This is a genomic window from Pandoraea sp. 64-18 (assembly GCF_001899225.1).
In the GTDB taxonomy this organism is placed as follows: Bacteria; Pseudomonadota; Gammaproteobacteria; order Burkholderiales; family Burkholderiaceae; genus Pandoraea; species Pandoraea cepalis.
This window is the reverse complement of record NZ_MKVU01000001.1, coordinates 121,728-144,475: the sequence shown is the minus strand read 5'-3', so window position 1 is coordinate 144,475 and position 22,748 is coordinate 121,728. Positions and strand designations below refer to the sequence as shown.

The following is a 22,748-nucleotide window of genomic DNA, read 5'->3' as shown; positions in this document are numbered from 1 at the left end:
TTACGTTGTAATCCACTACCCGTTTGACGGGGACAAGCACCTTCATGCGGAACTCCCTTGATTCAGAAAACCCGGGCGGCGAGCCACGACGACGGCGCTAGCCCCCCAGGAACGTACGACCTTACTCGATCTCGCGCCCTTTCGTTTCAGGCAACAACAAGGCGGTAATCAGCACGACAAGATAGGCACCGCCGGCAAACATGCCGATGGCCGCACCAAGACCGCTGGTCTTGGCCAGATAACCGACCAGACTCGGGAACAGCGCACCGAAGCCGCGCCCGAAGTTGTAGGTGAAACCCTGTCCATTGGCGCGCACCGCCGACGGAAACAACTCGGTCAAGTAAGCCCCCATGCCGCTGAAAATACCCGACGCCGCGAAGCCCAGCGGGAAGCCGAGGATGAGCATCTGATCATTGCTCAATTGAAGCTGGGTATAAGCGTAGATGGTCACGCCCGACAGCACGGCGAAAATCAGCAGGTTGGCCCGACGCCCCAGACGGTCGGTCAGATAAGCCCCCGTCAGATAGCCGATGAACGACCCCAGAATGATCACGAGCAAATAGCCGCCAGTGCCGATGACCGACAGATGACGCTCCGTCTTCAGGAACGTGGGCAGCCACGTCGTCACGGCGTAGTACCCGCCCTGCACGCCAGTACACAGCAACGCAGCAAGCGCCGTGGTCTTGATGAGCGACGGCGAGAAAATCGCCCATGCCGACGTGCGCTGGGCCGCGGCGGCTTCCTGCTTGCGTGTGCGCTCGAACAGCGCCGGTTCCGGCACGTTCTTACGGATGAAGAGCACGAACAGCGCCGGAATCACGCCAATCCAGAAGAGTACGCGCCAGGCATAAGTCTCGGGCAGCAACGAGAACGACGCCGTGTAGCACAGCGCCGCCACCGCCCAGCCGATGGCCCAGCCGCTTTGCACGGTGCCGACGGCGCGCCCGCGATACTCGGTGCGCACGATCTCCCCCATGAGCACCGACCCCACCGCCCACTCGCCGCCGAAGCCCAGCCCCTGCAACGCGCGCAGCACGAAGATCTGCTCGAAGTTCTGCGCGAAGCCGATCAGGACCGTGCAGACGGAGAACCACAGAATCGTCGCTTGCAGGATACGCACGCGCCCGAAACGGTCGGCGAGCACGCCCGCCAGCCATCCGCCGATGGCCGAGAACAACAGGGTCACGGTGGCCAGCATGCCGGCCTGCGCCTTGTCGATCTGGAAGACGGTGATCAACGTCGTGATGACGAAGGTGAACACCATGAAGTCGAGCGCGTCGAGCGCCCAGCCGCCGAACGCCGCAACAAACGTGCGCCGCTCCGTCTTGTTCATCTGCCGATACCAGTCCATCTTGTCTCCTCGTGACGTTTTGAAGTGCTTTGAAGTGGGGGTCGTACGCGGGCGCGCGTTGCGCCCGACAATGCCGGCGAGGTCAATTCGTCACGCCGCCGGAAATCCGTAAAGACGTGCCGGGTTGTCTACGAGAATGCGGCGGCGTGTGTCGGCGTCGGGCGCCCACAGCGGCAGCAGATTGCGCAACGCCCCAGTGTTCGGCATACGCGTGAGCGACACATGCGGCCAGTCGCTGCCCCAGACCATGCGATCGGGAGCGTCTTCGATCAACGCTTGCGCAAACGGCGTGACGTCGTCGAACGTCGGGAAACGTTCGCTGATGCGATAGGCGCCCGAGAGCTTCACCCAATACCCGTGATCGCGCACCAGCGAGCGCAGTGCGGAGAAGCCCGGGGCGTCGAGCCCCTGCGCCACCGGCGTGTGTCCCATGTGATCGACGATACCCGGCACCGGCAGCTTCGTCATGCGCGGCATGAGGTCGGGCAACGTGCTCACATCCATCAGGAACTGCATGTGCCAGCCAAGATCCTTGATGCGATGCGCGAGCGTTTCCATCGCCTTGAAGCCGATGCCGCCCCCGAACAGCACGTTGATGCGTAACCCGCGAACGCCCGCCGCGTGCATCGCCTCGAGTTCGGCGTCGGTCACGTCCGGCGAGACCACCGCGATACCGCGCAGACGGTCGGGATGGCGGCGCAGCGTCTCGAGCAGGTAGCGGTTATCCGTGCCGTACACGCTGATTTGCACTAGCACGCCGTAGGTCATGCCGGTGGCATCGAGCATCGCGAGGTACTTGTCTTCTGGCGCGGGCGGCGGCGTATAGCTGCGCTCGGGCACCATCGGGTACGAATCGCTCGCCGCGACCACGTGCGCGTGCGTGTCGACGGCGCCGAACGGCACCACGAACGACGGTGGATCAATCTCGGGCAGCGGGCCGAGGCACAGCGGCGCGCCGGCGGCGGGGGTGACAATCATATCGACTCCTCAAGGGATGCGAGGGCGACGCTCGGAACGTCGGGCGCACGCCGGGGGAAAACAGATCGAGCGCCAGGGACGCCGGCACTCATCGACAAAGCACGCGCTTACAGCAGCTTGCCCGGATTCATGATGCCGGCCGGATCGAACACGGCCTTGATCTCGCGCATCAAGCGCAACTCCAGCGGCGACTTGTACTTCGCGAAGGACGCGCGCTTGAGCTGCCCGATGCCATGCTCGGCGCTGATACTGCCGCCGTAACGCGCCACTTCGTCGAGCACTTCGGCGGTGATCGCCTCGCCGTGCTTCGCCATGAAGTCGGCCGCCTCGCCCGCGGGACGCGACAGGTTGTAATGCAGATTGCCGTCGCCGAAATGCCCGAAGATGAAGGGACGCACCTGCGGGCACACGCGCCGCACGCGCGCTTCGGCGCTCGTCATGAAATCCGGAATCGCTTCGATGGGCAGCGAAACGTCATGCTTTAGGTGCGGTCCGTCCGCGCGCTGGGCCTCGGAGATCTCCTCACGCAACTTCCACATTGCCTCCACCTGCCCCAGCGTGGACGACACCACGGCGTCGGCACACAGATCGCGCTCGATGGCCGTCTCGATCACGCGCTCCAGCAAGGCGGCCAGCGCTTGTTCGTCCGCCGTATCGGCCAGCTCGATCAGCACGTAGCCGGGGTGCCGCTCGCCGAATGGCGCACGCACGTCGGGCACATGCGCCATCACCAGGTCGACACACTCGCCCGTGAAGAACTCGAACGCCTGCATGCGCGGGCCGCACGCCGCAAACAGCAATTCATACAAGGCCAGCGCCTGACGCGGCGACGTGACCGCGGCAATCACCACCTGACGCACGGGGGTCGGCGCATACAGCCGCAACGCCGCGGCAGTGATGACACCGAGCGTGCCTTCCGAGCCAATGAGCAACTGCTTGAGGTCGTAACCGGTGTTGTCCTTGCGCAGGGTGCGCAGACCATGCAGGATCTCGCCGTTCGGCAGCACGGCTTCGACGCCGAGCACCAGTTCGCGCGTCATGCCGTAGCGCACGACGTTAACGCCGCCGGCGTTGGTCGCGAGGTTGCCGCCGAGCTGACACGAGCCCTCGGCCGCGAGACTGAGCGGCAGCAGGCGGTTTGCATCGCGCGCGACGCGTTGCAGGTCTTCGAGAATGCAGCCGGCCTCGGCCACCAGCGTGTTGGCGATGGTGTCCAGACTGCGCACGGTATGCATGCGATCGAGACTGAGCACCACGTTCTGCGCCGACGCGTCGGGCGTGGCGCCACCGCACAGCCCCGTGTTGCCGCCACGCGGCACGACCGGCGTGCCCGTGCTCTGACATAGCGCGAGGATCTTCGCGACGTCTTCCGTCGTGCGCGGACGCACGACCGCCTGGGCGTTGCCGCGATACATGCCGCGCCAGTCGGCGAGCCACGGCGCAACGTCGTCGGGGGAGGTGAAAACGCTGTCGGCGCCGACGGCATCGACAAGGCGCTGAGCGAAAGCAGTGAAGGTCATAAGGTCGCGCGTCGGGGGTTACGGTGCGGAGGATGGCATCTGACGACGGGTCAGGCGCGGGTCGGCGCGATGGCGCCGGTAATGATGTCGCGCTCGGGCAGCGTCAGCCCGAGACGCGCGGACGCGCGCAACAGATGCGAGAGCGACGCCGCGCGCGCCAGCAGCGGATCGCGCGCCTTGATGGCATTGAACACCGCCACGTGCTCCTGATGCACCTGCGCGGCGAGTCCCTCGTGGCGCAGCGTGTTCGAACGCGCCGCTTGCACGACCTGCCGCATCTGCAGGTTCAGGTACTGAAGAAGATCGGCGTAATAACGATTGTGCGTGGCACGCGCAATCGCGGCGTGAAACGCGGTGTCGTACTCCACGCCGTTGTCGGCGTGGTACAGATTCGTCTCGAGTTTCTCCAGGATGTCGGCGAGTCGGCGAATGTCATCGTCGGTATGACGCACGGCGGCGAGTGCGGCGGCCGTGCTCTCCAGATCGAGACGCAGCTCGTAGACGCTCGCGAGGTCGGCAGCGTCTTGCCCGGCCGGCACCTGAAAACCGCTCGACGGCGTGCGCGCCTTCACGGTCACGCCCGCCCCCTGCCGGCTGTCGATCAATCCTTGCGCGCGCAGGCGCTCCGTCACTTCGCGGATCACCGCTTGGCTCACGCCGTACGTCTCGGCGAGTTGCTTGCCGGTCGGCAGCTTGGTGCCGATCGGATATGTCCCTTGCCGGATCGCCTCCTGCAACTGCTGCGCGACTTGTTCGGTCAAGGTCTTGGGCTTGGTGGTCATGCGTTCACGTCACGGAATATTTTTCTGGTTTGCATGTTATATGAAAACTTTTGACAGTCATCACCGAGTTAACCCTAGGTGCGCATCTCGTCTCCCGGTCCAGAAAAGACAAAGGCGGTGAGGGAGACTCCCTTCACCGCCTGCGTTGCTGCGCTTGATGCGCGTAGCCCTTAGAAGCCGATGAGCGCTTCCGTGACGTGACCCACATTCGGCGGCGCCGCGAAACAGTCGCTCACCAGCGCCCGCCACTGCTGGAACGCTTCCGAGTTACGGAAGTGGACAGTGTGATCTTCCAGCGTTTCCCATGTCACGACCAGGCTGTAGTGCGTCGGTTGCTCGATGGACTTGAGCAGACGCATGCCGTGGCACCCTTTCGAGCCCTTGAACAACGGCGTCGCCTTGGCGACACCTTGCTCGAACGCGGCTTCGGTGCCGGGCTTCACTTCGATCTGGGCGATTTCAAAGATCATCGGATTTCCTTAGTGATTTGCGCGTGATAGCGCTTATGTCGATCGTGTTCTCGTCGCACGACGGCGCGGTTGGCAGCGCGGCATCGTCGACACCGGACGGGCGGCATGGCCCCGTGAGACCGTCAGATTCTATACCGCGCGTTCACGCGACGCATCGCATGAACGGCCGCACATCCTTTCCGCTTTTTTCGGTCAGCGCGCGTCACGTCAATGCACGGACTTCGCCCATCGACACGCCACACGGCACCATGAACGTGCAGCGCGGCGCCGAAAATTTCATATCACCAGACAAAACATCAATATTAATCAATGAGATACAAATTGCTGGCATTACTCTTGCATATCATCGTTCTTCTTCATGTTTGCACCAAAAGAGCACATTCATGCCCAATTCCAATACACCCGGCGACGTGCTGTTCCTCCTGCTCGGCGCGATCCTGGTGCTTGCCATGCACGCTGGCTTTGCGTTTCTCGAACTCGGCACCGTTCGAAAGAAGAATCAGGTCAACGCCCTCGTCAAGATCCTGACCGACTTCGCGGTCTCGGGTCTCGCCTATTTCTTCATCGGCTATCCGCTCGCGTACGGCGTCGATTTCTGGTCGAGTGCCACGGTGCTCTCCGAGCACAACGGCTACGCGCTGGTTCGCTTCTTCTTCCTGCTGACATTCGCGGCGGCGATTCCCGCCATCGTGTCGGGCGGCATTGCGGAGCGCGCCAAGTTTCACCCGCAGTCCGTGGCGACGTTCTTCCTCGTCGGCGTCATCTATCCGTTCTTCGAGGGCATCGCCTGGAACGGCCATCTGGGGGTTCAGGACTGGTTCACGCATGCGCTGGGCGCACCGTTCCACGATTTCGCGGGTTCGGTGGTCGTGCATGCCGTTGGCGGCTGGATCGGGCTGGCTGCGGTGCTGCACCTCGGTGCGCGCCGGGGACGCTACAACGGCCAGGGACAAGTCGCCGCGCATCCGCCGTCGTCGATTCCGTTCCTGGCGCTTGGTGCATGGATCCTGATTGTCGGCTGGTTCGGCTTCAACGTCATGAGCGCGCAGCGCGTAGGCGGCATCTCAGGGCTGGTTGCCGTGAACTCGCTCATGGCGATGGTGGGCGGCACGCTCGTGGCGATGTGGGTCGGCAAGGACGACCCCGGCTTCATCCATAACGGCCCGCTCGCGGGACTCGTTGCAGTGTGCGCGGGCTCGGACGTCATGCATCCGCTGGGGGCACTTGTTGTCGGTGCGGTCGCCGGCGGCCTGTTCGTGTGGCTGTTCACGGTGACACAGAATCGTCTGCGCATCGACGACGTGCTTGGCGTGTGGCCGTTGCACGGCGTGTGCGGCGTGTGGGGCGGCGTGGCCGCGGGCATCTTTGGACAGACGGCGCTCGGGGGCGTGGGCGGCGTGAGCTTCCTCGCGCAGGTCGCCGGAACCGTGATGGGCGTGGTGATCGCCTTCGCCGGCGGCTATGTCGTGTACGGCGTGATCAAACGCTGTGTGGGCTTGAGGCTCGACGACGAACAGGAATATTACGGCGCCGACCTCTCCATCCATAAGATCACCGCGACGCCGGAGCGCGAAACGAATTGGTGAGTGTGTTCATCACGAGATTCGTGGAGCGCGAACCCGCAGCGCAACGCCGCGGGTTCGCGCTGCCCCCTACCCCGGCGCCAACTTCTCCAACAACATCGCCACAAACGTCTGCGTGACGGGAGGCAACGTTCTCCCGCGCTTCTTGATCAGGGCAATAGGTCGCAGGAACGCGTCGTGATCGATCGGGCGAACCCGCAATTCCGGTTCCGCCCGGACTTCCCGAGCCGACGCCGGCAGGATGGTCACGCCGAGTCCCGCGCGGACCATGGCGACGGCCGTCATCATGTACGTCGGCTCGCAGGCAATTTCCAGCGTGCAACCACCCCTCGCAAACGCGCCATCCACCACCGCCCGCACACTGGTGCCTTGCGCCGTCAGCACCAGCGGCACGCTGGCGAGATCCGTCAGCGATACGCGCTTGCGCCGCGCCAGCGCATGTCCCGCCGGCAGCACCGCCACCAAGTGGTCGGCGCCCGCGTACAACACGTCAATCTCCGCGTCGTTCAACTCACCGCCCGTCAGGCCGATATCGACCTCTTCGTTACGCACCAGCGTCTCGACTACCCCGGCCACCGCATCTCTCACATGAAAACCGGCGCGCGGTACCGCCGCCTTCACCTGCTGGATCAACTCCGGCAGCACACTCGCCGCAAACGTCGGCAAACAGGCAATGCGTACCGTGCCGCTCGACCCGTCGCCGAGCGCACGCGCATCGATCAGCACATGCTCCATGTCATGCAGCGACTTCTGCAACAACGGCAGTAGCTCACGCCCCGTCGGCGTCAGCGCAACATTTCGGCTGTTGCGATCGAACAGCCGCACGCCGACCGTCTCCTCCAACCGCCGGATCTGCACGGTCAATGCCGGTTGCGACAAATGCAATCGCGCCGCCGCTCGCGTGAAGCTGCCGGTCTGCGCCACCGCGATGAACGCGCGGATGTCTCGTAGATTCAAATCCATTATGTTTTTTGATTACTGCGATCAAATCATTTCAATTGATTTATCAACGCCCCGAACTTACGCTCGTTCGCATCAAAAAACAACATAGGAGACAAGCACATGCTGCCATTACTGGGGCTGGCTACTATCGTCGTGCTGCTCGGCGCGATTCTTTCGAAACGCATGTCGCCGCTCGTCGCGCTCATCATCGTGCCCATCGTGGCGTCGCTGATCGGCGGGTTCGGCTTTCAGACCAGCAAGTTCGTGATCGACGGCCTCAAGAGCCTCGCGCCGGTCGTCGGCATGTTCGTCTTTGCAATTCTTTACTTCGGCACCATCACCGACGCCGGCACGCTCGATCCGATCATCGATCGCATCCTGAAAGCCGTCGGCACCCGACCCACGCGCATCGTCATGGGCACGACGCTGCTGGCCCTGCTGATCCACCTCGACGGTTCCGGCGCCGTGTGCTTCCTCGTGACGATTCCGGCCATGCTCCCGCTTTACGACCGTCTGGGCATGGACCGCCGCGTGCTGGCAGCCGCCGTGTCGATGGCCGCGGGCATCAACTTCCTGCCGTGGACCGGGCCGATGATTCGAGCGTCGGCGTCGCTCCACCTGCCGGTGTCGAGCCTGTTCAATCCGCTGATTCCGGTGCAAGCCATCGGGCTGGTCTTCGTATTTGGCATGGCCTACTGGCTCGGCCGCCGGGAAGAGAAGCGGCTCGGCCTGAGCGCCACGAGCGGGTCGATCCCAAGCCCCAAGCGAGAACTCTCGCCCGAGCAACAGGCGCTGCGCCGTCCGAAGCTCTTCTGGTTCAACATCCTCCTTACGCTGGTCGTGCTCGGCACGATGGTCGTGATGGGCGAGAAGCTGCCGCCCGCGATCATGTTCATGGTGGGCCTGTGCGTCGCATTGATGGTGAATTACCCGGACGTCGACATGCAACGCAAACGCATCGACGCGCACGCACGCGCGGCGTTGATGATGGCCGGCATTTTGCTCGCCGCCGGGGTCTTCACCGGGGTGATGCAAGGCAGCGGCATGCTCAAGGCGATGGCGCAAGCGGCCGTCGGCTTCGTGCCGCCGGGCATGGCGGGCCACATTCCGGTCGCGCTCGGTCTGCTGTCGATGCCGCTGAGCATGCTCTTCGATCCCGATTCGTTTTACTTCGGCGTACTGCCGGTCATTGCCGAGGTCGCCGGACAACTGGGCGTGCCGGCCGTGCACGTCGGGCAAGCCGCCCTGCTGGGCCAGATGACGACAGGATTCCCGGTCAGCCCCCTCACGCCAGCCACCTTCCTGGTCGTCGGCCTGTGCGGCATCGATTTGGCCGACCATCAGAAGTTCACGTTTCCGCTGCTGTTCGGCGCATCCATCGTCATGACGATCGCGTGCGTCGCACTCGGCATCTTCACGCTTTAAGCCTTACTGAACGGACCCGACCCGCATGAACGGCACGCAACCCACCCCGTCTTCGCGACGAATCCGGATCGGCGCAGGCGCCGGATACTCGGGCGACCGCATCGAGCCTGCCGTTGAACTCGCTCAGCGAGGTGCGCTCGACTATCTCGTCTTCGAATGCCTGGCCGAACGCACGATTGGCATTGCGCAACAGGCACGTCGCCGAGACCCGCAATCCGGCTACGACCCGCTGCTCGAAGCACGCATGACCGCCGTACTGCCGGCAGCGCTGCGCAATGGCGTGCGGATCATCTCGAACATGGGCGCGGCCAACCCGCTCGCGGCGGCACGAAAGACAGCGGAGATCGCTCGCGCACTGGGGCTCGGCGACGTGAAGATCGCCGCCGTCACCGGCGACGACGTGCTCGACGTCGTGCTTCAAGGAGACGCTCACTTCGAAGAAACGGGCGAGCGCGTGGCGTCTTACGGGAATCGTATCGTGTCGGCCAATGCGTATCTGGGCGCGGCCGGCATCGTCGATGCCCTGGCGGCGGGCGCGCAAATCGTGTTGACGGGCCGGGTGGCCGACCCTTCGTTGTTCGTCGCGCCGCTGATCCACGAATTCGGATGGCGCATGGACGATTGGGAAACGCTGGGACAGGCCACCGTCGTCGGACATCTGCTGGAGTGCGCGGGACAGATCACCGGCGGCTACTTCGCCGATCCGGGCTACAAGGACGTGCCCAACCTCGCGACGCTCGGGTTCCCGATTGGCGAAGTCGCGCCCGATGGATCGGTCGTCATCACCAAGGTGCCCGACGCCGGGGGACGCGTGACGCAAGCCACATGCAAGGAGCAGTTGCTTTACGAGATTCATGATCCCCGGCGATATCTTCAGCCCGACGTCGTGGCCGACTTTTCGCACGTGCGCGTGGAAGAGGAAGCCCCCGACCGGATCAAGGTAACGGGCGGACGCGGCACCCCCCGCACGGACACGCTCAAAGTTTCCGTCGGCTACGTCGACGGATTCATTGGCGAAGGGCAGATCTCTTACGGGGGCCCGGGCGCCGTGTCACGGGCGAGGCTAGCGCTCGATATCGTTCGCGAACGACTGGCATTGACGGGCGTGCAGACGAGCGAATTGCGCTGCGATCTGATCGGCATGAATTCGCTGCACGGAGAAACGGCGGGCGCGCGCCACGCCGAGCCCTATGAAGTCCGTGTGCGCGTAGCGGGACGTATGCCATCCGCCGAGCAAGCGTTACGCATCGGCAACGAAGTCGAGACGTTGTACACCAACGGCCCAGCCGGCGGTGGTGGCGTGACCAAGTCCGTACGCGAGGTGCTCGCGGTCCAGTCGGTGCTGTTGTCACGCGAACACGTCAAGCCGTCCTTTACCTTCGTGGAGATGTGAGATGAAGCTGCGTGAACTCGCGCATTCGCGCACGGGCGACAAGGGCAACACACTCAACGTCTCGCTCATCTGCTACGACGCAAGGCATTACGAGCACCTGCGCGCCGAAGTCACGGCCGAGCGGGTGAAGGCGTTTCTGGGGGACGTCGTGCTTGGCGATGTCGTGCGTTACGAACTGCCTTGCCTGGGCGCGTTCAACTTCGTCCTGGGCAAGGCGCTCGGGGGCGGCGTGACGCGCTCGCTCGCGCTGGACGCCCACGGCAAATCGATGAGTTCGGCCTTGCTGGATTTTGAGGTCGCAACGCCGGATTGACACGTGGCACCATGCCCCCTCACACCCACGTCGACTCGATATCGACATGCGCCACGCCCGAGCGCGTGCGCGTGACGCCCGGCGGGTCGGTGGGTCGATCATTCGGCGACACCTCGGTCGCTTGCGCCGCCGGCGCACCGCACGACGACACCACGCGTTCCAGTAACGCCGCGCTCCAGTGCTGATACAGCAGCAGCAACCGATACGACGTTCGAACTGGCGTCGCGCCCCCACATTGCCACGCCTCCCCCTTCCATCGATATCCCCACGGACTCTCGGCCGGATTCAGGCTCAGATAGCGGTGGCCATCAACGCACGACGTGTGGCACTGCACGTCGAACGCGTCACAAGTGGCGGCGATGTCGTTCGCCGTCAACGATTCGCCGCACGCCAGTAGGCGCTCACGTAAAGCCTCGCTCGACGCGATGGCCGCCAGCAGCGGGGTGTCACAATGCGTGGAGAGCTGCGTCACACGATCGACGCGATCGAGGACTGTCGCCCGATCGTCGGCCGATACCGTCGCGAGCCGCTCGCAAAGCAATTCCCATCGGCGCGTCAAGTCCTGCGCATCGCGAGTGAATACCGCATTGCGCGCCCAGGTACCCAGCAGACTCGTCACCGCGCGACAGGAATCGAGCATGAGCCCGGCTACGCGCAAGATGCCTCGATAACCGTCGGTCCCGCCAGACGGGCTCGTCTCGCTCGCGAACCAGGACGGCATCCAGAGTCCCAGCCGCGCAGGCGGCACCGCCGTATTGGCGAACGTAAAGAGTGTGGCAACGTCGCGCGAGCGCGTGAGCGTGGCAAGCGCGCCGCGCCACGACGACGGCGCCTCAGGGGGCGGCGCCGACGGCACCACGCACGCTTCCAGCAGCCGGCATCCCGCGTCCGTGCGCTTGAGCACTTCGTCGACGGCATGGTGACGAATCAGCGTCGGTGAACCGAGCGACTGCGTCATGACGCCCTTCGCGCCCTCGAACGCCAGCAACGTCCAGTCGGCCCACGGCACCCCAAACGGGGTGTTGGCGATCGAGGCACCGCGACCGGCGACCGGCGCCCCGTCGTCGCCTGTCGCGCCCTCCTCCTGGTAGAAGCACGCGGCAATGATCGCGAGCAGCGACAGATTGCCCGCGAGCGACAGGGCATCGCGCGCCGCACGAAAGTGCCAACCCCGGTCGCCGGTCGCGGCCACCGTGTTGATCCAACGCGCAATGTCGCGGCACGTCGGGTCGACATCGATAGCGGTGGCGGAAGCGTTGGCGTTGGCATTGACGGCGCGGTTCGCTGCAGCGGTGCCCGTACCCATGGCAGTACCGGAGGCGGTGCCGCAATGCAGGCCCTCGTCGTGAGTGGGCACCAACATCGCTTCAACCTGTGCGGCGTTGCACGCCAGACGCGCGTCACGCGCGTGCGCCAGCTCGAACTCCTTGCGATAGAAGTGCTGGCACGGCCCGGTCGTCACCCACAATCCCGCCCACGCCTTGGCAAAGGCCTGCGCAAGCGCAGGATCGACGCGACGTGACAGCGCGACCTCATCGCCGCACGCATCGCCCGCCGCGTTGGCCGTCTGCGTCAGACGGGCGCCAATATCGGTTTGCGCGGCGCGGCGCGGCATCGTCGCCTCCGGCGATTCCAAGCGCTCAACGGCCGGCGCCTTGCTCCAGGCCCCTCCCCAACCGCTTGCGCCTGCACACTGCTGGTACCACATCGCTCCCCCCACCTGGTCGCCGCCGGGCACGCCGGCAAACCGTCAACTATAGGGAGATGGCATGACGCATGCCGTGCCCCATGGAGCGAGCACGCGCGCCCATCCCGAATCCAGCCGTTGAACCCTGTCAGTGCCGCGGTGCAACCCTCCCCCAGCGAGTGCCCACTTACGCAGCTTGCACAGGGCAGAGTACAACTCCCCTCTCGCCAAGTGCCAATGCGCCGGGGTAGACTTTCGGACACCTGACGTCAGCGGTCGCTCGCGCATTCCGGCGAGCCCCCTTCGCTATGATTGCCGCGAAGCCGGTGGGCCGATACCATGCCGGCCAGCTAACGATCCACGACATTTCAACGCACGAACGCGAGCGCGCCCGCCGCGCGCCCCCTGCCCCTATGGTCGATACCCCATCTCAGACGTCTGCCGCGCCCCTCCATGCGCTCCCCCTTGTCCCGCTCGCGCCCCACGAGATCCCCCTGGGCGACGCCCTGCCCTGGGCCATCGTTGATCGCAATGGGGAACCCCTGCTTGCCGCGGGCGATGTCGTCCCCACGCAGGCGGGCCGCGACTGGCTGTTCGCGTCGTTCGCCCCGCACCGGATCGCCAATCTCGGTGGAGACGACCTCGCCCCGTCGGAGGTTACCGCGCCCACGGCGGCGGCCCCCGACAATGCGAGCGCTGCCGCCGCCGGCGCGACGCAACCGCAGTACGCGCTCACCGACCTGAATCTGCGCCCCGGCGACTGGCTGCAGATCCAATTGCCGCCGGGCGCCGGGTCGCAGCGGGTGCGCACGCGTGTGATCGGATACGCGCCGAATCAGATGCTGTTCATCACCGCCCCGACGGGCCGCGTCGCGCCGCCGACCCTGAACGTCGGCGAGCGGCTCGAACTCTGGACATTCTCGGGCGAAGACATTTACCACTTCGTCTGTACGGTGGAGCGTGTGAAGCGGCTGCCGTTTGATTACGCCGTGCTCTCCGCGCCGGCACAGATCCGCCGCAAGGTGCTGCGCCGTTCGCAGCGCGTACCCGCCAGGCTGGTCGTATCGGTCAGCGCGGGTGAGACCCGCCACCTTGCCCTGCTGCAAGACGTCAGCGCCGAAGGTGTCTCGCTGCTGGCCGACGCTCCGCTCGGCGCGCCCGGCGACAGCATGCGGCTCGCGTTCCGCGTGCGTGTCGGCGACATCGACATGCCCATCGAAGCCAGTGGCACGATCCGCAGCGTGCAACAGGGCGACGACGGCAGTCATTTGCACGGCGTCGAATTGCCCGTTCTAGACCCGTCGCATTACGTCGCGCTCAAGTGCTACGTCTACGAGCGCCTGCTGGCGCTCGGGGGGGCCTGATGGCGAAGCCGAAGTCTCCCGAGGCCGAGCGTCCGCGCACGCTCGCCAGCCAGACGCTCTTCCGCGGCCTCGATATCGTGGAAGCCGTCGCCGCCGGCATCGACACCGTGCCGGCCCTCTCGGCACACACCGGCATCACAACGTCGACCACACACCGGATCGCGTCGGCGCTCGTACACGCGGGGTATCTGCGTTTTGAGCCGCGTCGCGGCTACCGGCTGGGCAACAAGCTCATCGAACTGGGGTTTCTTGCCTACCGACAAATCGACTTGCCACGCGTCGCACGCCCCACGCTCGAATCGCTCGCGAGCGAGACGCAGGACACTGTGCACCTGGCCGTCGCCGACGGCTGGGAAGTGATGTACCTCGACAAACTGCCGGGACAACGCGCCGTGGAGATCAGCTCGCGCATTGGCGGACGCAAGCCGATCTGCGTGACCGGCGTGGGCAAGGCGCTGTTGCTCGATCAGGACGAAGCGGCTTGGAAGGCGCAGCTTGCTCACTATCGGTCGCAGGCGCCGTCAACGTCGATCGACACGACGGCGTGGCTCGCCCGCATGCACGACTACGCCCGTCTCGGTTACGCCTTCGATCTGGAAGACGACACGCCGCAAATTCGCTGTGTGGCCGCGCCGGTGTATGACGCAAGCCAGCATATCGTGGCCGCCATCAGTGTCTCGAGTACGACCAAGTACATGAGCCGCGAGCGCATGCAGGAACTCGTGCCGCGCGTGAAGCACGCCGCCGCGCAAATCAGTCACCAGCTCGGCTGGTCCGGTCACGGGGGCTAAGGCTCGTCGATTGATTCGGTTCGACTGAAAAAAGCCGGCCCCTGCGGACAAGGGCCGGTGTCGGTAGGGCGTCGAAGGCTCCGCTCCCCGGGCGCTGCGCCAGGGGAGGCGCATCTCGGCGCTATGCCGCGCGTCGCTTGAGCAGATCGAGCGCCACGTCGACGATCATGTCCTCCTGACCGCCCACCATGCGACGCTGACCCAGCTCGACCAGGATGTCGACGGTCTTGAGGTCGTAGCGCGCGGCAGCGGCTTCCGCGTGACGCAGGAAGCTCGAATACACGCCGGCGTAGCCAAGCGCCAGCGTCTCGCGATCCACGCGCACCGCGCGATCCTGCAACGGGCGAACGATGTCGTCGGCGGCATCCATCAACGTGTACAGATCGCAGCCGTGGTGCCAACCCAAACGCGATGCCGCGGCGATAAACACTTCCAGCGGCGCGTTGCCCGCGCCCGCGCCCATGCCCGCCAGACTCGCGTCGATGCGATCGCAGCCCTCCTCCACCGCAACGATGGAGTTCGCCACGCCAAGGCTCAGGTTGTGGTGCGCGTGCATGCCGGTGAGCGTCTCGGGCTTGAGCACGTCCTTGAAGGCGCGGAAGCGCTCGCGCACGTCGTTCATACCCAGCGCCCCGCCCGAATCCACCACATAGATACACGTCGCGCCGTACGACTCCATCAACTTGGCCTGCTCGGCGAGATGCTGCGGCGTGGTCATGTGGCTCATCATCAGAAAGCCGACCGTGTCCATGCCCAGCTCGCGCGCGTAGGCAATGTGTTGGCGCGAGACGTCGGCCTCGGTGCAGTGCGTTGCGATACGCACCACACGCGCCCCTGCGTCGTAGGCTTCGCGCAGATCGTGCACGGTGCCCACGCCCGGCAACAGCAAGGTGGCGACCTTGGCGTGCGTGACCGTCTCGGCCACGGCGGCAATCCATTCGAGATCAGTATGGGCGCCGAAACCGTAATTGAAGCTTGAACCGGCCAGTCCATCGCCGTGCGCGACTTCGATGGAGTCGACATGCGCGGCGTCGAGCGCGGCGGCAATCGCTTTCACATCGGCAATGCGGTACTGGTGTCGAATAGCGTGGCTGCCGTCGCGCAGCGTCACGTCGGAGATGTAGAGCTTTTTCTGCGTCATGATGAGGTGTGTCTCCTGAGAGCGCGTGCGACCGTCAGGCCGCGAGCGCCAGGCGAGTGGCGGCGATACGGTCGGCGCAGGCCAGCGCGGCGCTGGTCATGATGTCGAGGTTGCCTGCATACGCCGGCAGATAGTGCGCGGCCCCTTCCACTTCGAGGAAGACCGAGGTCTTCAGGCCGGTGAGCTTGCCCAAGCCCGGCACGTTGAGCGGACGCGATGCGTCGAACAACTCGAACTGAACCTGTTGCTTGAGACGATAGCCCGGCACGTAGGCATGCACCTTGTCGACCATCGCCTGAATGCTCGCGGCAATGGCGGCCTGATCCCCCGGCTCGGACAGCACGAACACCGTGTCACGCATGATGAGCGGCGGCTCCGCCGGGTTGAGCACGATGATCGCCTTGCCGCGCGAAGCCCCGCCCAGCACTTCAATCGCTTTCGACGTCGTTTCCGTGAACTCGTCGATGTTGGCGCGCGTGCCCGGCCCCGCCGACTTGCTCGAAATCGACGCGACGATCTCCGCGTAATGCACCTTCGCCACCTGCGAGATGGCCGCGACCATGGGGATCGTGGCCTGACCGCCGCACGTCACCATGTTGATGTTTCGCGCGTCCAGATGCGCGTCGAGGTTGATCGACGGAATCACGTACGGGCCAATGGCGGCCGGCGTCAGATCGATCACTTGCACGCCGCGCGCTTGCAGCAGCGCGTTGTGATGCGCATGCGCCTTGGCCGAGGTCGCGTCGAATGCGATGCGAATGTCCTCGAAACCGGGCATTGCCAGCAGGCCGTCGATACCTTCAGCGGTGACCGGCACACCGAGGCGCTGCGCACGCGCCAGGCCATCCGAGGCCGGATCGATACCGACCACCGCGCCCATTTCCAGATGCTCGCTGTTGCGCATCACCTTGATCATCAGGTCGGTGCCGATGTTGCCCGAGCCGATGATCGCCACTTTCTGTTTGCGTCGTTCCGTCACTGTCGTCTCCTGAACGTATCCGTCCACTGATATGAGCCGCATCGTAATTGCGCGACACTCAAAATGTCAATATGTAAATATTGATCTCATATATTGAGATCAACGAAACCCGAGCTTATCCACACTTTTTGTTCACAAGCCCGTTGATAACTTGCGGAAAAGCATCGCAAGTGGCTGATTCGACAGGGAAGAATGGGGGCGCGCGAAAGTTGTGCCATGCGTTGGAAAACGCGGCCTGGCGCGGGTTTCGCGGAAGTTCGTTATCCACAGAATTTGTTTGCAAGCCAGTGGACAACTCGCGGATAGCTTCCTCAAGTCCTTGATCGGACAGAGGAAAAGGGTGGCGCGCATTTGCTGCGCGCCGTCGAGCGTCTTGCGATATCCCCATTTCGCATGGCCCACGCGGGCGCACACGGCGAGATGTTATCCACAGAAAATGTTCACAACCCGGTGAATAACGCGTCGATATCCACGATAGGTCATTGACGCGAAACGACTTCTTCGCCGAGCGGCAGGTTCGATCAGCCCGTGCTTCGGGCTTGGGCCGTTACGCGAAAAATCGGTCATTCGAACTTTTGCAGCAGCGACGAGGTCTAGAAAGATTGGAATGCCGGTCACGAAGCGCGTCAGGGCGACATCCAAGTTCGCGGCGTGCCGTTTGCCGGCACCCTTCCGACGACTGTGATCGACACGTTTCTTGCAACACGACAAGCTCAACCATGAATACGAACCCCCGACGCACCGGGCGGCTCGCGCCATCGATTCGACTCGCACCGCTTGCCTCGCCCTCAAGAATTTCTCCCTCGTCTGGCCGCCGCACGCTTGTCGCGCTGGGTGCGGCGTTGACGTTTTTGTCACCGCTGGCAGCCCATGCCGACGACGCCCCGAGTGGCATCTCGACGTGGACCGGCGCCATCGTCGATGAAGTCCGCGACGTTGCCACGCAAGGTGCGAGCGATCTCTACGTACCGCTGCATACCCATCACCTGCGCTTCGCCTACACGAGCGAAAAGATCGCCCAGTACAACGAAAACCCGTGGGGACTCGGCTACGGCCGTGTGTTGTCCGACGGCGATAAGGGGTCACGAATGCTGTACGCCATGGCGTTCAAGGACTCGCATAACGACTGGTCGCCGATGGCCGGCTACGGCCGCATCTGGAACGTCGCCAACGCCGGGCCCGTGCGCTTCGGGCTCGGCTATACGGTCTTTCTGATGTCGCGCTCGGACACGCTCCGCGGCGTGCCCTTCCCCGGCGCACTGCCCCTCGCCGAAATCGGCGTGGGGCGCGCCTCGGTCTCGACCACCTATGTGCCCGGCGGCAAGGGCAACGGCAACGTGCTGTTCTTCTTCGGTCGTTATACGTTCGGCAAGCCGGGTTGATCGCCAGGCGTTGACCGGCCATTCACGTACACCGTCTCCTCGACGACGGCAGCCAATTCGGGCGCGGTGCGCACGCACCATGCCCCGAATCCGGCGATGTAACAGTACGCCACCGCCGGCACGACGAACGACAACCCGATGCCGATGCCATCCGCCAGTGCCCCCTGCAGATAAGGCAACACCGCGCCGCCAACGATCGCCATGCAGATCAGCCCGCCGCCCTCGCTCACGCGCGCGCCGAGCCCGCCCACCGAGAGTGAGAAAATCGTCGGGAACATGATGGCGTTGCCGAGACCGCAGGCCAGCAACGACCACATCGCGAACGACGCCGGCAAGGCGAACGACGCGAGAATCAGCACTACATTATAGAGCGCACACAGGCTCAGCAGCCGCCCGGGCGACACCTTGCGCAACAGCCACGCGCCCACGAATCGCCCCGCCATCGCCCCACCCCAATACAGCGCCAGATACCGGCTTGCCTGCCCATGGTCGACGATGCCCGTGTCCGCTTGTGTCAGATAGGCAATCAGGAAGCTGCCGATACTGACTTCCGCGCCAACATAAAGAAACAGCGCCACGATGCCGTAACGCAAGGGACGGTGTGCCAACAGACTGCGCACGTTGCCGAGCACGCTCGGTGGCGACACGCGGCGCGCACGGTGTTCGGGCAGCGTCAGCCGCCAGAGCACCCCGCCGCCGATGGCCAGCACCGCCGCCAGCAGGCCGTAGGGGCCGCGCACACTGTCCACGGCGTGGCCGGTTGCGGACTGCGCCTGCGGCGCGAGGATCCAGAGCGCGGCGAGCGGCGGCCCGACGGTGGTGCCCAGCGAATTGAACGCTTGCACCAGCGTGAGGCGGCTCGCCGCCGCCCCGCGCGTGCCCAACGTCTCGACGTAGGCGTTCACCGCGACTTGCAGCAACGTGATACCACTCGCCAACACAAAAAGCGCGGCGAGAAAGCAGGGATAGGACATGAGTGCGGCGGCAGGGAAAAACAGCGCGCAGCCGACGCCGGCCAACCACAACGAACTGGCCAGCGCCCGACGGTAACCGACGCGTGCGGTGTATTGCCCCGCCGGGTACGACACGACGAAATACGCAGCGAAGAAACTCGATTGGATCAGGGCCGCGTCGCGAAAGGTCAGGTCGAACGCGGCCTTGAAGTGAGGCACCAGAATGTCGTTCAGCGACGTAATGAGCCCCATGGCGAAGAAGAGCGTCGCGAGCATGGCAAGCGTGCGATTCGCGGAAGGCATGGGGGCGGTGGGGAATTCGTTGGGCGAGGGAATATCAGGCAGGCCAGGGGCATTCGTGCGATCGACAACCATGCATGTCTCCAGTGGACAACGAGCGGTGTTCTCGTTGAGAGCGGGGGCCGGGCACTAGCAGTCTAGAACGCGTTTTCGATGTCGGGATACGGGCGAAATCTCATAATTGCGCGACACCGGGATGGCATGTGATGCGGCTTCTCGTCTCCGAGTCCCCCACGTTTCGCGACTTTCGACGCTTGTCAGCCGACAACTTTTGATCGACTATCCGCGGCATAACGATGGCCGCCACATTCGGAGAAACATCATGCGGGGTTTGGTTTCCTTGAGCGTCGCGACGGGGTGGCTCGTCGCGGGTATATTCGGCTTCGCCGGCCAGGGGTACGCACAGTCCGGCGGCGCGTCGCGTGCGCCGGCCGCCGCGTGTGACTGTGCTCAGGTCGTTGCCGACTGTTCGGCCTCCGTGTCGGTGATTCCGATACGCGCGGTCAACGGCGCCTTCTCCGCCGACGTCATGCTGCAAACGGACGCCCCGTCGTGCGCCAAGGTCGATTACCGGCTAGACGACACACCGTACGTCACGGTGCTGCCCGACGGCGCCGCAGGCGGCCAGCGCCTCTACGCCACGCGTGCGCTGACGCGCAACAGCGTGTCGCACCTGTCGTGTCATGTGTGCGCGGCGGCATCGGCACCGGTGCCGAACGACGGCCTGTCTCCCGGTATGGCGCGTGTCGACGGCGCCCCCGGCACGTACAGCGCGGCGCCCGCTGGCAGCGCTGGCACAGCTACCGCCGCCTCGACGGCTACTACCGCTACGACTGACACGACTGACACCACGACCTCCGCGACCGTCTACACGCCGCCGATGACGTCGGGCACAGCGGCTCAACCGGGCGCAGCCGCCCCGTTGCTCGTGGTGAATCCGTCCGGGCACTGGCGCGGTCTGTGCACGAATGCGCCGCCGTGGTGGAAGCTTTGGGGCTCGCCGATGACGCGTCTGATGGCGCTCGCGCTCAATGGCGCGCAGGTCACCGGTAGCGTCGACGACGTTGAGCCGAACGTCCACACCACGGTGCAGGGCACACTGTCGGGCGACCGCCTGCGACTCGCCGGCAGCTACGGCGCGAAGCACGACATCACGTTCGGCGCGAATGGCACGACGCTGACCGATGCCTGGTGCAACGGCGACGGCCGCTGCGAAACCTGCGAAATGCAGCGTTTTTAAGGCTTTGCGAGCCATCGACGTCGACGGCGGCGCGTGGCATGCGCACCAAAATCGCGCAAAGAAAGGTGCCGAAGGCTGCACGAAATTCGAGAGGCAAATTCTCCAACGCGAGGACGGATCGCCACGTTGTCGATGAAACGAAGCGAAATGCGGCGCGCTTCCCCGCTCAGCCTTGTGCGGCAGGCACGCAACATAATTCGCGCACCGCTCGCATAACGCGATTTCTTAGGTAGAATCGTCGGCGCAGCAATACGTATCATTCGGGTGGCCGTTCTACGACGGCACTTTCTTATTCTCATCGATTGGATCGATATGGCAACGGCAAAGAAAGCAGCAGCAAAGAAGGCCCCTGTGGCAAAGAAAGCCCCGGCAGCGAAGAAGGCGCCGGTAGCGAAAAAGGCAGCGCCGAAGGCCGCCCCGAAGGCAGCCGTGAAGGCCGCTCCGAAGGCAGCCGCCAACGGGAAGGTGTCGCCGATCAAGGACGCACTCAACAAGACCCAGCTCGCAGCCCACCTCGCCGAGCAATCGGCAGTCGCCGTGAAGGAAGTCAAGGCAGTGCTGGCCGCGCTCGAGAACACCATCGTCAGCTCGCTGCACAAGAAGGGTGTCGGCGAATTCACGCTGCACGGCCTGTTCAAGGTCACGTCGCAACAAATCGCCGCCAAGGCGAAGCGTTTCGGCAAGGACCCGTTCACGGGCCAGGAGCGCTGGTTCCCGGCCAAGCCGGCGTCGGTGCGCGTGAAGGTTCGCCCGCTGAAGAAGGTCAAGGACGCCGCCCAGTAAGTCCAGCGCTCGCGTCGCCGTGGCAGCCACGGCAACGTGATTTGCCAGGACCGGGCAAGCAGTGCCTGAACACGGTGCCGAATTTCGGCACCGTTTTTTTCGTCCTCATCTTCCCGTCTCGCGCACGCCGAGACACTGATTTCGTCGTCCTCATCACTGTCGCGACACGGCGCCGCTCGTGCGAGACTCAGGGTTTTCGCTGGGGTTTGTGCGGAGTGGACGCGTCTTGTACCGCCCGCTACCATCGCTCGGGTTAACCGTCAGACGGCCGCGAGACGTTCGCCTCGCACCCCACCTCAGCATTCCGGCAACGCCTTCGCAGCCTCAGGAGACCCAGCATGACTCGCAAGTTATCGCGTCACCCTGTGCAAGTTCGGCATCCCCATTCCTTTACGCATCCGGCCAGCCGGCAAAACGTTCCAGGCACCCCCGACCTTCGCTCGCGTCGCGGCTTTCTCACCGCGCTCGGCGTGGCGGCCATGCCGGCCGGTTTCGTCGGATCGCTCGGCGGCACCCTGGGCGGACTGCTCACGAGCACCCTGACGCTGTTTTCCACGCCTGCCCACGCGCAGACCGTGGCCGACATCAGGAAGAAGGGCACGCTCAATGTTGGCATGCTCATCGACTTTCCGCCGTACGGCACGACGAACGCGCAGATGCAGCCTGACGGTTACGACGCCGACGTGGCAAAACTGCTCGCGAAGGATCTGGGGGTCAAGGTCAACATCATGCCGGTGACGGGACCGAACCGGATTCCCTATCTGCTCAGCGGCAAGGTCGATGTGCTGGTCGCGTCGCTCGCCATCACGCCGGAGCGCGCCAAGCAGGTGCAGTTCTCCAAACCCTACGCCGCCGCGACCATTGTGCTGCTCGGCAAGACCGGCGCGCCCATCAAGTCCGCCGCCGATCTGAAGGGCTTGCGCGTGAGCGTCGCACGCGCGAGTACCCAGGACATGGCCGTGACGAAAACGGCGCCCGAAGGCACCGAGATCCGTCGATTCGACGATGACGCGTCCGCCATGCAGGCGCTGCTCACCGGGCAGGTCGATGCCATCGGTTGCTCGGTGACGGTCGCGAACGCGATTCGTCAGCGAGCACCGGGCCAGTTCGAGCCGAAATTCAATTTGCTGCAGCAGGCGATGGGCATCGCCTTGCGTCCCAATCAGCCGGAACTGCTCGCGGCGATCAACGACTTCGTCACGCGCAATACAGCCAACGGCGAGCTGAACAAGCGTTATCGCAAGTGGCTCGGCACCGATCTGCCGCAGATGCCATAAGCACCGCCGCCCCGGCGCTGAGCGCGCTGGGGCGCTTGCTTCCCCATCGATTGTCCGACCGCGTCCGTGCCGAACCCGGCACGGCGCCAACCTG

20 protein-coding genes are annotated in these 22,748 nt (G+C 64.6%); 10 read left to right on the top strand and 10 right to left on the bottom strand.

From position 1 onward, the window contains the following. Window positions 1-121: 121 nt before the first annotated feature. The 5 genes from BGP02_RS00590 to BGP02_RS00570 all read right to left on the bottom strand — a co-directional run bounded on the left by BGP02_RS00590 (window position 122) and on the right by BGP02_RS00570 (window position 5,101). Entirely contained in the window at window positions 122-1,351 is a 1,230-nt protein-coding gene (locus BGP02_RS00590; RefSeq protein ID WP_261938883.1) for an MFS transporter, read from the bottom strand. 90 nt (window positions 1,352-1,441) lie between these two features. Further along, on the bottom strand, window positions 1,442-2,329 hold the full coding sequence (locus tag BGP02_RS00585; protein WP_261938884.1) for an amidohydrolase family protein: 888 nt from the start codon (window positions 2,327-2,329) through the stop codon (window positions 1,442-1,444). 107 nt (window positions 2,330-2,436) lie between these two features. Next, on the bottom strand, window positions 2,437-3,849 hold the full coding sequence (locus BGP02_RS00580; RefSeq protein ID WP_286797178.1) for an FAD-binding oxidoreductase: 1,413 nt from the start codon (window positions 3,847-3,849) through the stop codon (window positions 2,437-2,439). A gap of 50 nt (window positions 3,850-3,899) precedes the next feature. Then, the gene (locus BGP02_RS00575; protein WP_017233724.1) at window positions 3,900-4,631 is read right to left on the bottom strand and encodes a FadR/GntR family transcriptional regulator; all 732 of its coding nucleotides are present in this window, start codon (window positions 4,629-4,631) and stop codon (window positions 3,900-3,902) included. Window positions 4,632-4,801: 170 nt separating this feature from the next. Next, window positions 4,802-5,101: an antibiotic biosynthesis monooxygenase family protein gene (locus tag BGP02_RS00570; RefSeq protein ID WP_130025352.1), complete on the bottom strand. Its 300-nt coding sequence runs from the start codon at window positions 5,099-5,101 to the stop codon at window positions 4,802-4,804. 383 nt (window positions 5,102-5,484) lie between these two features. On the opposite strand from BGP02_RS00570, the gene BGP02_RS00565 reads away from it, so the two are divergent. Then, window positions 5,485-6,687 (top strand): ammonium transporter, encoded by a 1,203-nt coding sequence (locus BGP02_RS00565; RefSeq protein WP_017233726.1) that lies wholly within the window; start codon window positions 5,485-5,487, stop codon window positions 6,685-6,687. Window positions 6,688-6,753: 66 nt separating this feature from the next. Here the strand turns inward: BGP02_RS00565 and BGP02_RS00560 are convergent, their stop codons facing one another. Further along, entirely contained in the window at window positions 6,754-7,647 is an 894-nt protein-coding gene (locus BGP02_RS00560) for a LysR family transcriptional regulator (RefSeq protein ID WP_286797174.1), read from the bottom strand. 99 nt (window positions 7,648-7,746) lie between these two features. Here BGP02_RS00560 and BGP02_RS00555 point away from each other — a divergent pair, with 99 nt between their 5' ends. From BGP02_RS00555 to BGP02_RS00545, 3 genes are read left to right on the top strand one after another with little or no spacing between them, the layout of a single operon-like run. After that, window positions 7,747-9,051 (top strand): CitMHS family transporter, encoded by a 1,305-nt coding sequence (locus BGP02_RS00555; protein WP_261938899.1) that lies wholly within the window; start codon window positions 7,747-7,749, stop codon window positions 9,049-9,051. A 25-nt stretch (window positions 9,052-9,076) separates the two neighbouring features. After that, on the top strand, window positions 9,077-10,444 hold the full coding sequence (locus BGP02_RS00550; RefSeq protein WP_286797173.1) for an acyclic terpene utilization AtuA family protein: 1,368 nt from the start codon (window positions 9,077-9,079) through the stop codon (window positions 10,442-10,444). 1 nt (window position 10,445) lies between these two features. Next, window positions 10,446-10,757, top strand: a complete 312-nt coding sequence (locus tag BGP02_RS00545; RefSeq protein WP_261938901.1) for an AtuA-related protein — start codon at window positions 10,446-10,448, stop codon at window positions 10,755-10,757. Window positions 10,758-10,776: 19 nt separating this feature from the next. Here BGP02_RS00545 and BGP02_RS00540 read toward each other — a convergent pair whose 3' ends face one another. After that, window positions 10,777-12,372, bottom strand: coding sequence for a hypothetical protein (locus BGP02_RS00540; RefSeq protein ID WP_286797172.1), 1,596 nt, complete (start codon window positions 12,370-12,372; stop codon window positions 10,777-10,779). Between the two features lie 485 nt (window positions 12,373-12,857). Here BGP02_RS00540 and BGP02_RS00535 point away from each other — a divergent pair, with 485 nt between their 5' ends. Together BGP02_RS00535 and BGP02_RS00530 are read left to right on the top strand one after the other, a co-directional pair. Beyond that, the gene (locus BGP02_RS00535; RefSeq protein WP_286797171.1) at window positions 12,858-13,808 is read left to right on the top strand and encodes a flagellar brake protein; all 951 of its coding nucleotides are present in this window, start codon (window positions 12,858-12,860) and stop codon (window positions 13,806-13,808) included. Beyond that, window positions 13,808-14,599 (top strand): IclR family transcriptional regulator, encoded by a 792-nt coding sequence (locus BGP02_RS00530; protein ID WP_261938904.1) that lies wholly within the window; start codon window positions 13,808-13,810, stop codon window positions 14,597-14,599. The genes BGP02_RS00535 and BGP02_RS00530 overlap by 1 nt, the downstream gene beginning before the upstream one ends. 121 nt (window positions 14,600-14,720) lie before the next feature. Here BGP02_RS00530 and dmpG read toward each other — a convergent pair whose 3' ends face one another. Continuing rightward, the gene (gene dmpG, locus BGP02_RS00525; RefSeq protein WP_017233734.1) at window positions 14,721-15,740 is read right to left on the bottom strand and encodes a 4-hydroxy-2-oxovalerate aldolase; all 1,020 of its coding nucleotides are present in this window, start codon (window positions 15,738-15,740) and stop codon (window positions 14,721-14,723) included. A 34-nt stretch (window positions 15,741-15,774) separates the two neighbouring features. Then, the gene (locus BGP02_RS00520) at window positions 15,775-16,761 is read right to left on the bottom strand and encodes an acetaldehyde dehydrogenase (acetylating) (protein WP_502688456.1); all 987 of its coding nucleotides are present in this window, start codon (window positions 16,759-16,761) and stop codon (window positions 15,775-15,777) included. Between the two features lie 677 nt (window positions 16,762-17,438). Here BGP02_RS00520 and pagP point away from each other — a divergent pair. Further along, entirely contained in the window at window positions 17,439-18,101 is a 663-nt protein-coding gene (gene pagP, locus BGP02_RS00515; protein ID WP_286797169.1) for a lipid IV(A) palmitoyltransferase PagP, read from the top strand. On the opposite strand, the gene BGP02_RS00510 is transcribed toward pagP, so the two are convergent. Beyond that, window positions 18,077-19,429, bottom strand: a complete 1,353-nt coding sequence (locus BGP02_RS00510) for a sugar MFS transporter (RefSeq protein ID WP_286797168.1) — start codon at window positions 19,427-19,429, stop codon at window positions 18,077-18,079. The genes pagP and BGP02_RS00510 overlap by 25 nt on opposite strands. 247 nt (window positions 19,430-19,676) lie before the next feature. On the opposite strand from BGP02_RS00510, the gene BGP02_RS00505 reads away from it, so the two are divergent. The 3 genes from BGP02_RS00505 (at window position 19,677) to BGP02_RS00495 (ending at window position 22,654) form a co-directional block, all read left to right on the top strand. Beyond that, window positions 19,677-20,594 (top strand): hypothetical protein, encoded by a 918-nt coding sequence (locus tag BGP02_RS00505; RefSeq protein ID WP_286797167.1) that lies wholly within the window; start codon window positions 19,677-19,679, stop codon window positions 20,592-20,594. A 312-nt stretch (window positions 20,595-20,906) separates the two neighbouring features. Then, entirely contained in the window at window positions 20,907-21,377 is a 471-nt protein-coding gene (locus BGP02_RS00500) for an HU family DNA-binding protein (RefSeq protein ID WP_017233739.1), read from the top strand. A gap of 479 nt (window positions 21,378-21,856) precedes the next feature. Then, window positions 21,857-22,654: a transporter substrate-binding domain-containing protein gene (locus BGP02_RS00495; protein ID WP_261939898.1), complete on the top strand. Its 798-nt coding sequence runs from the start codon at window positions 21,857-21,859 to the stop codon at window positions 22,652-22,654. Window positions 22,655-22,748: the final 94 nt, after the last annotated feature.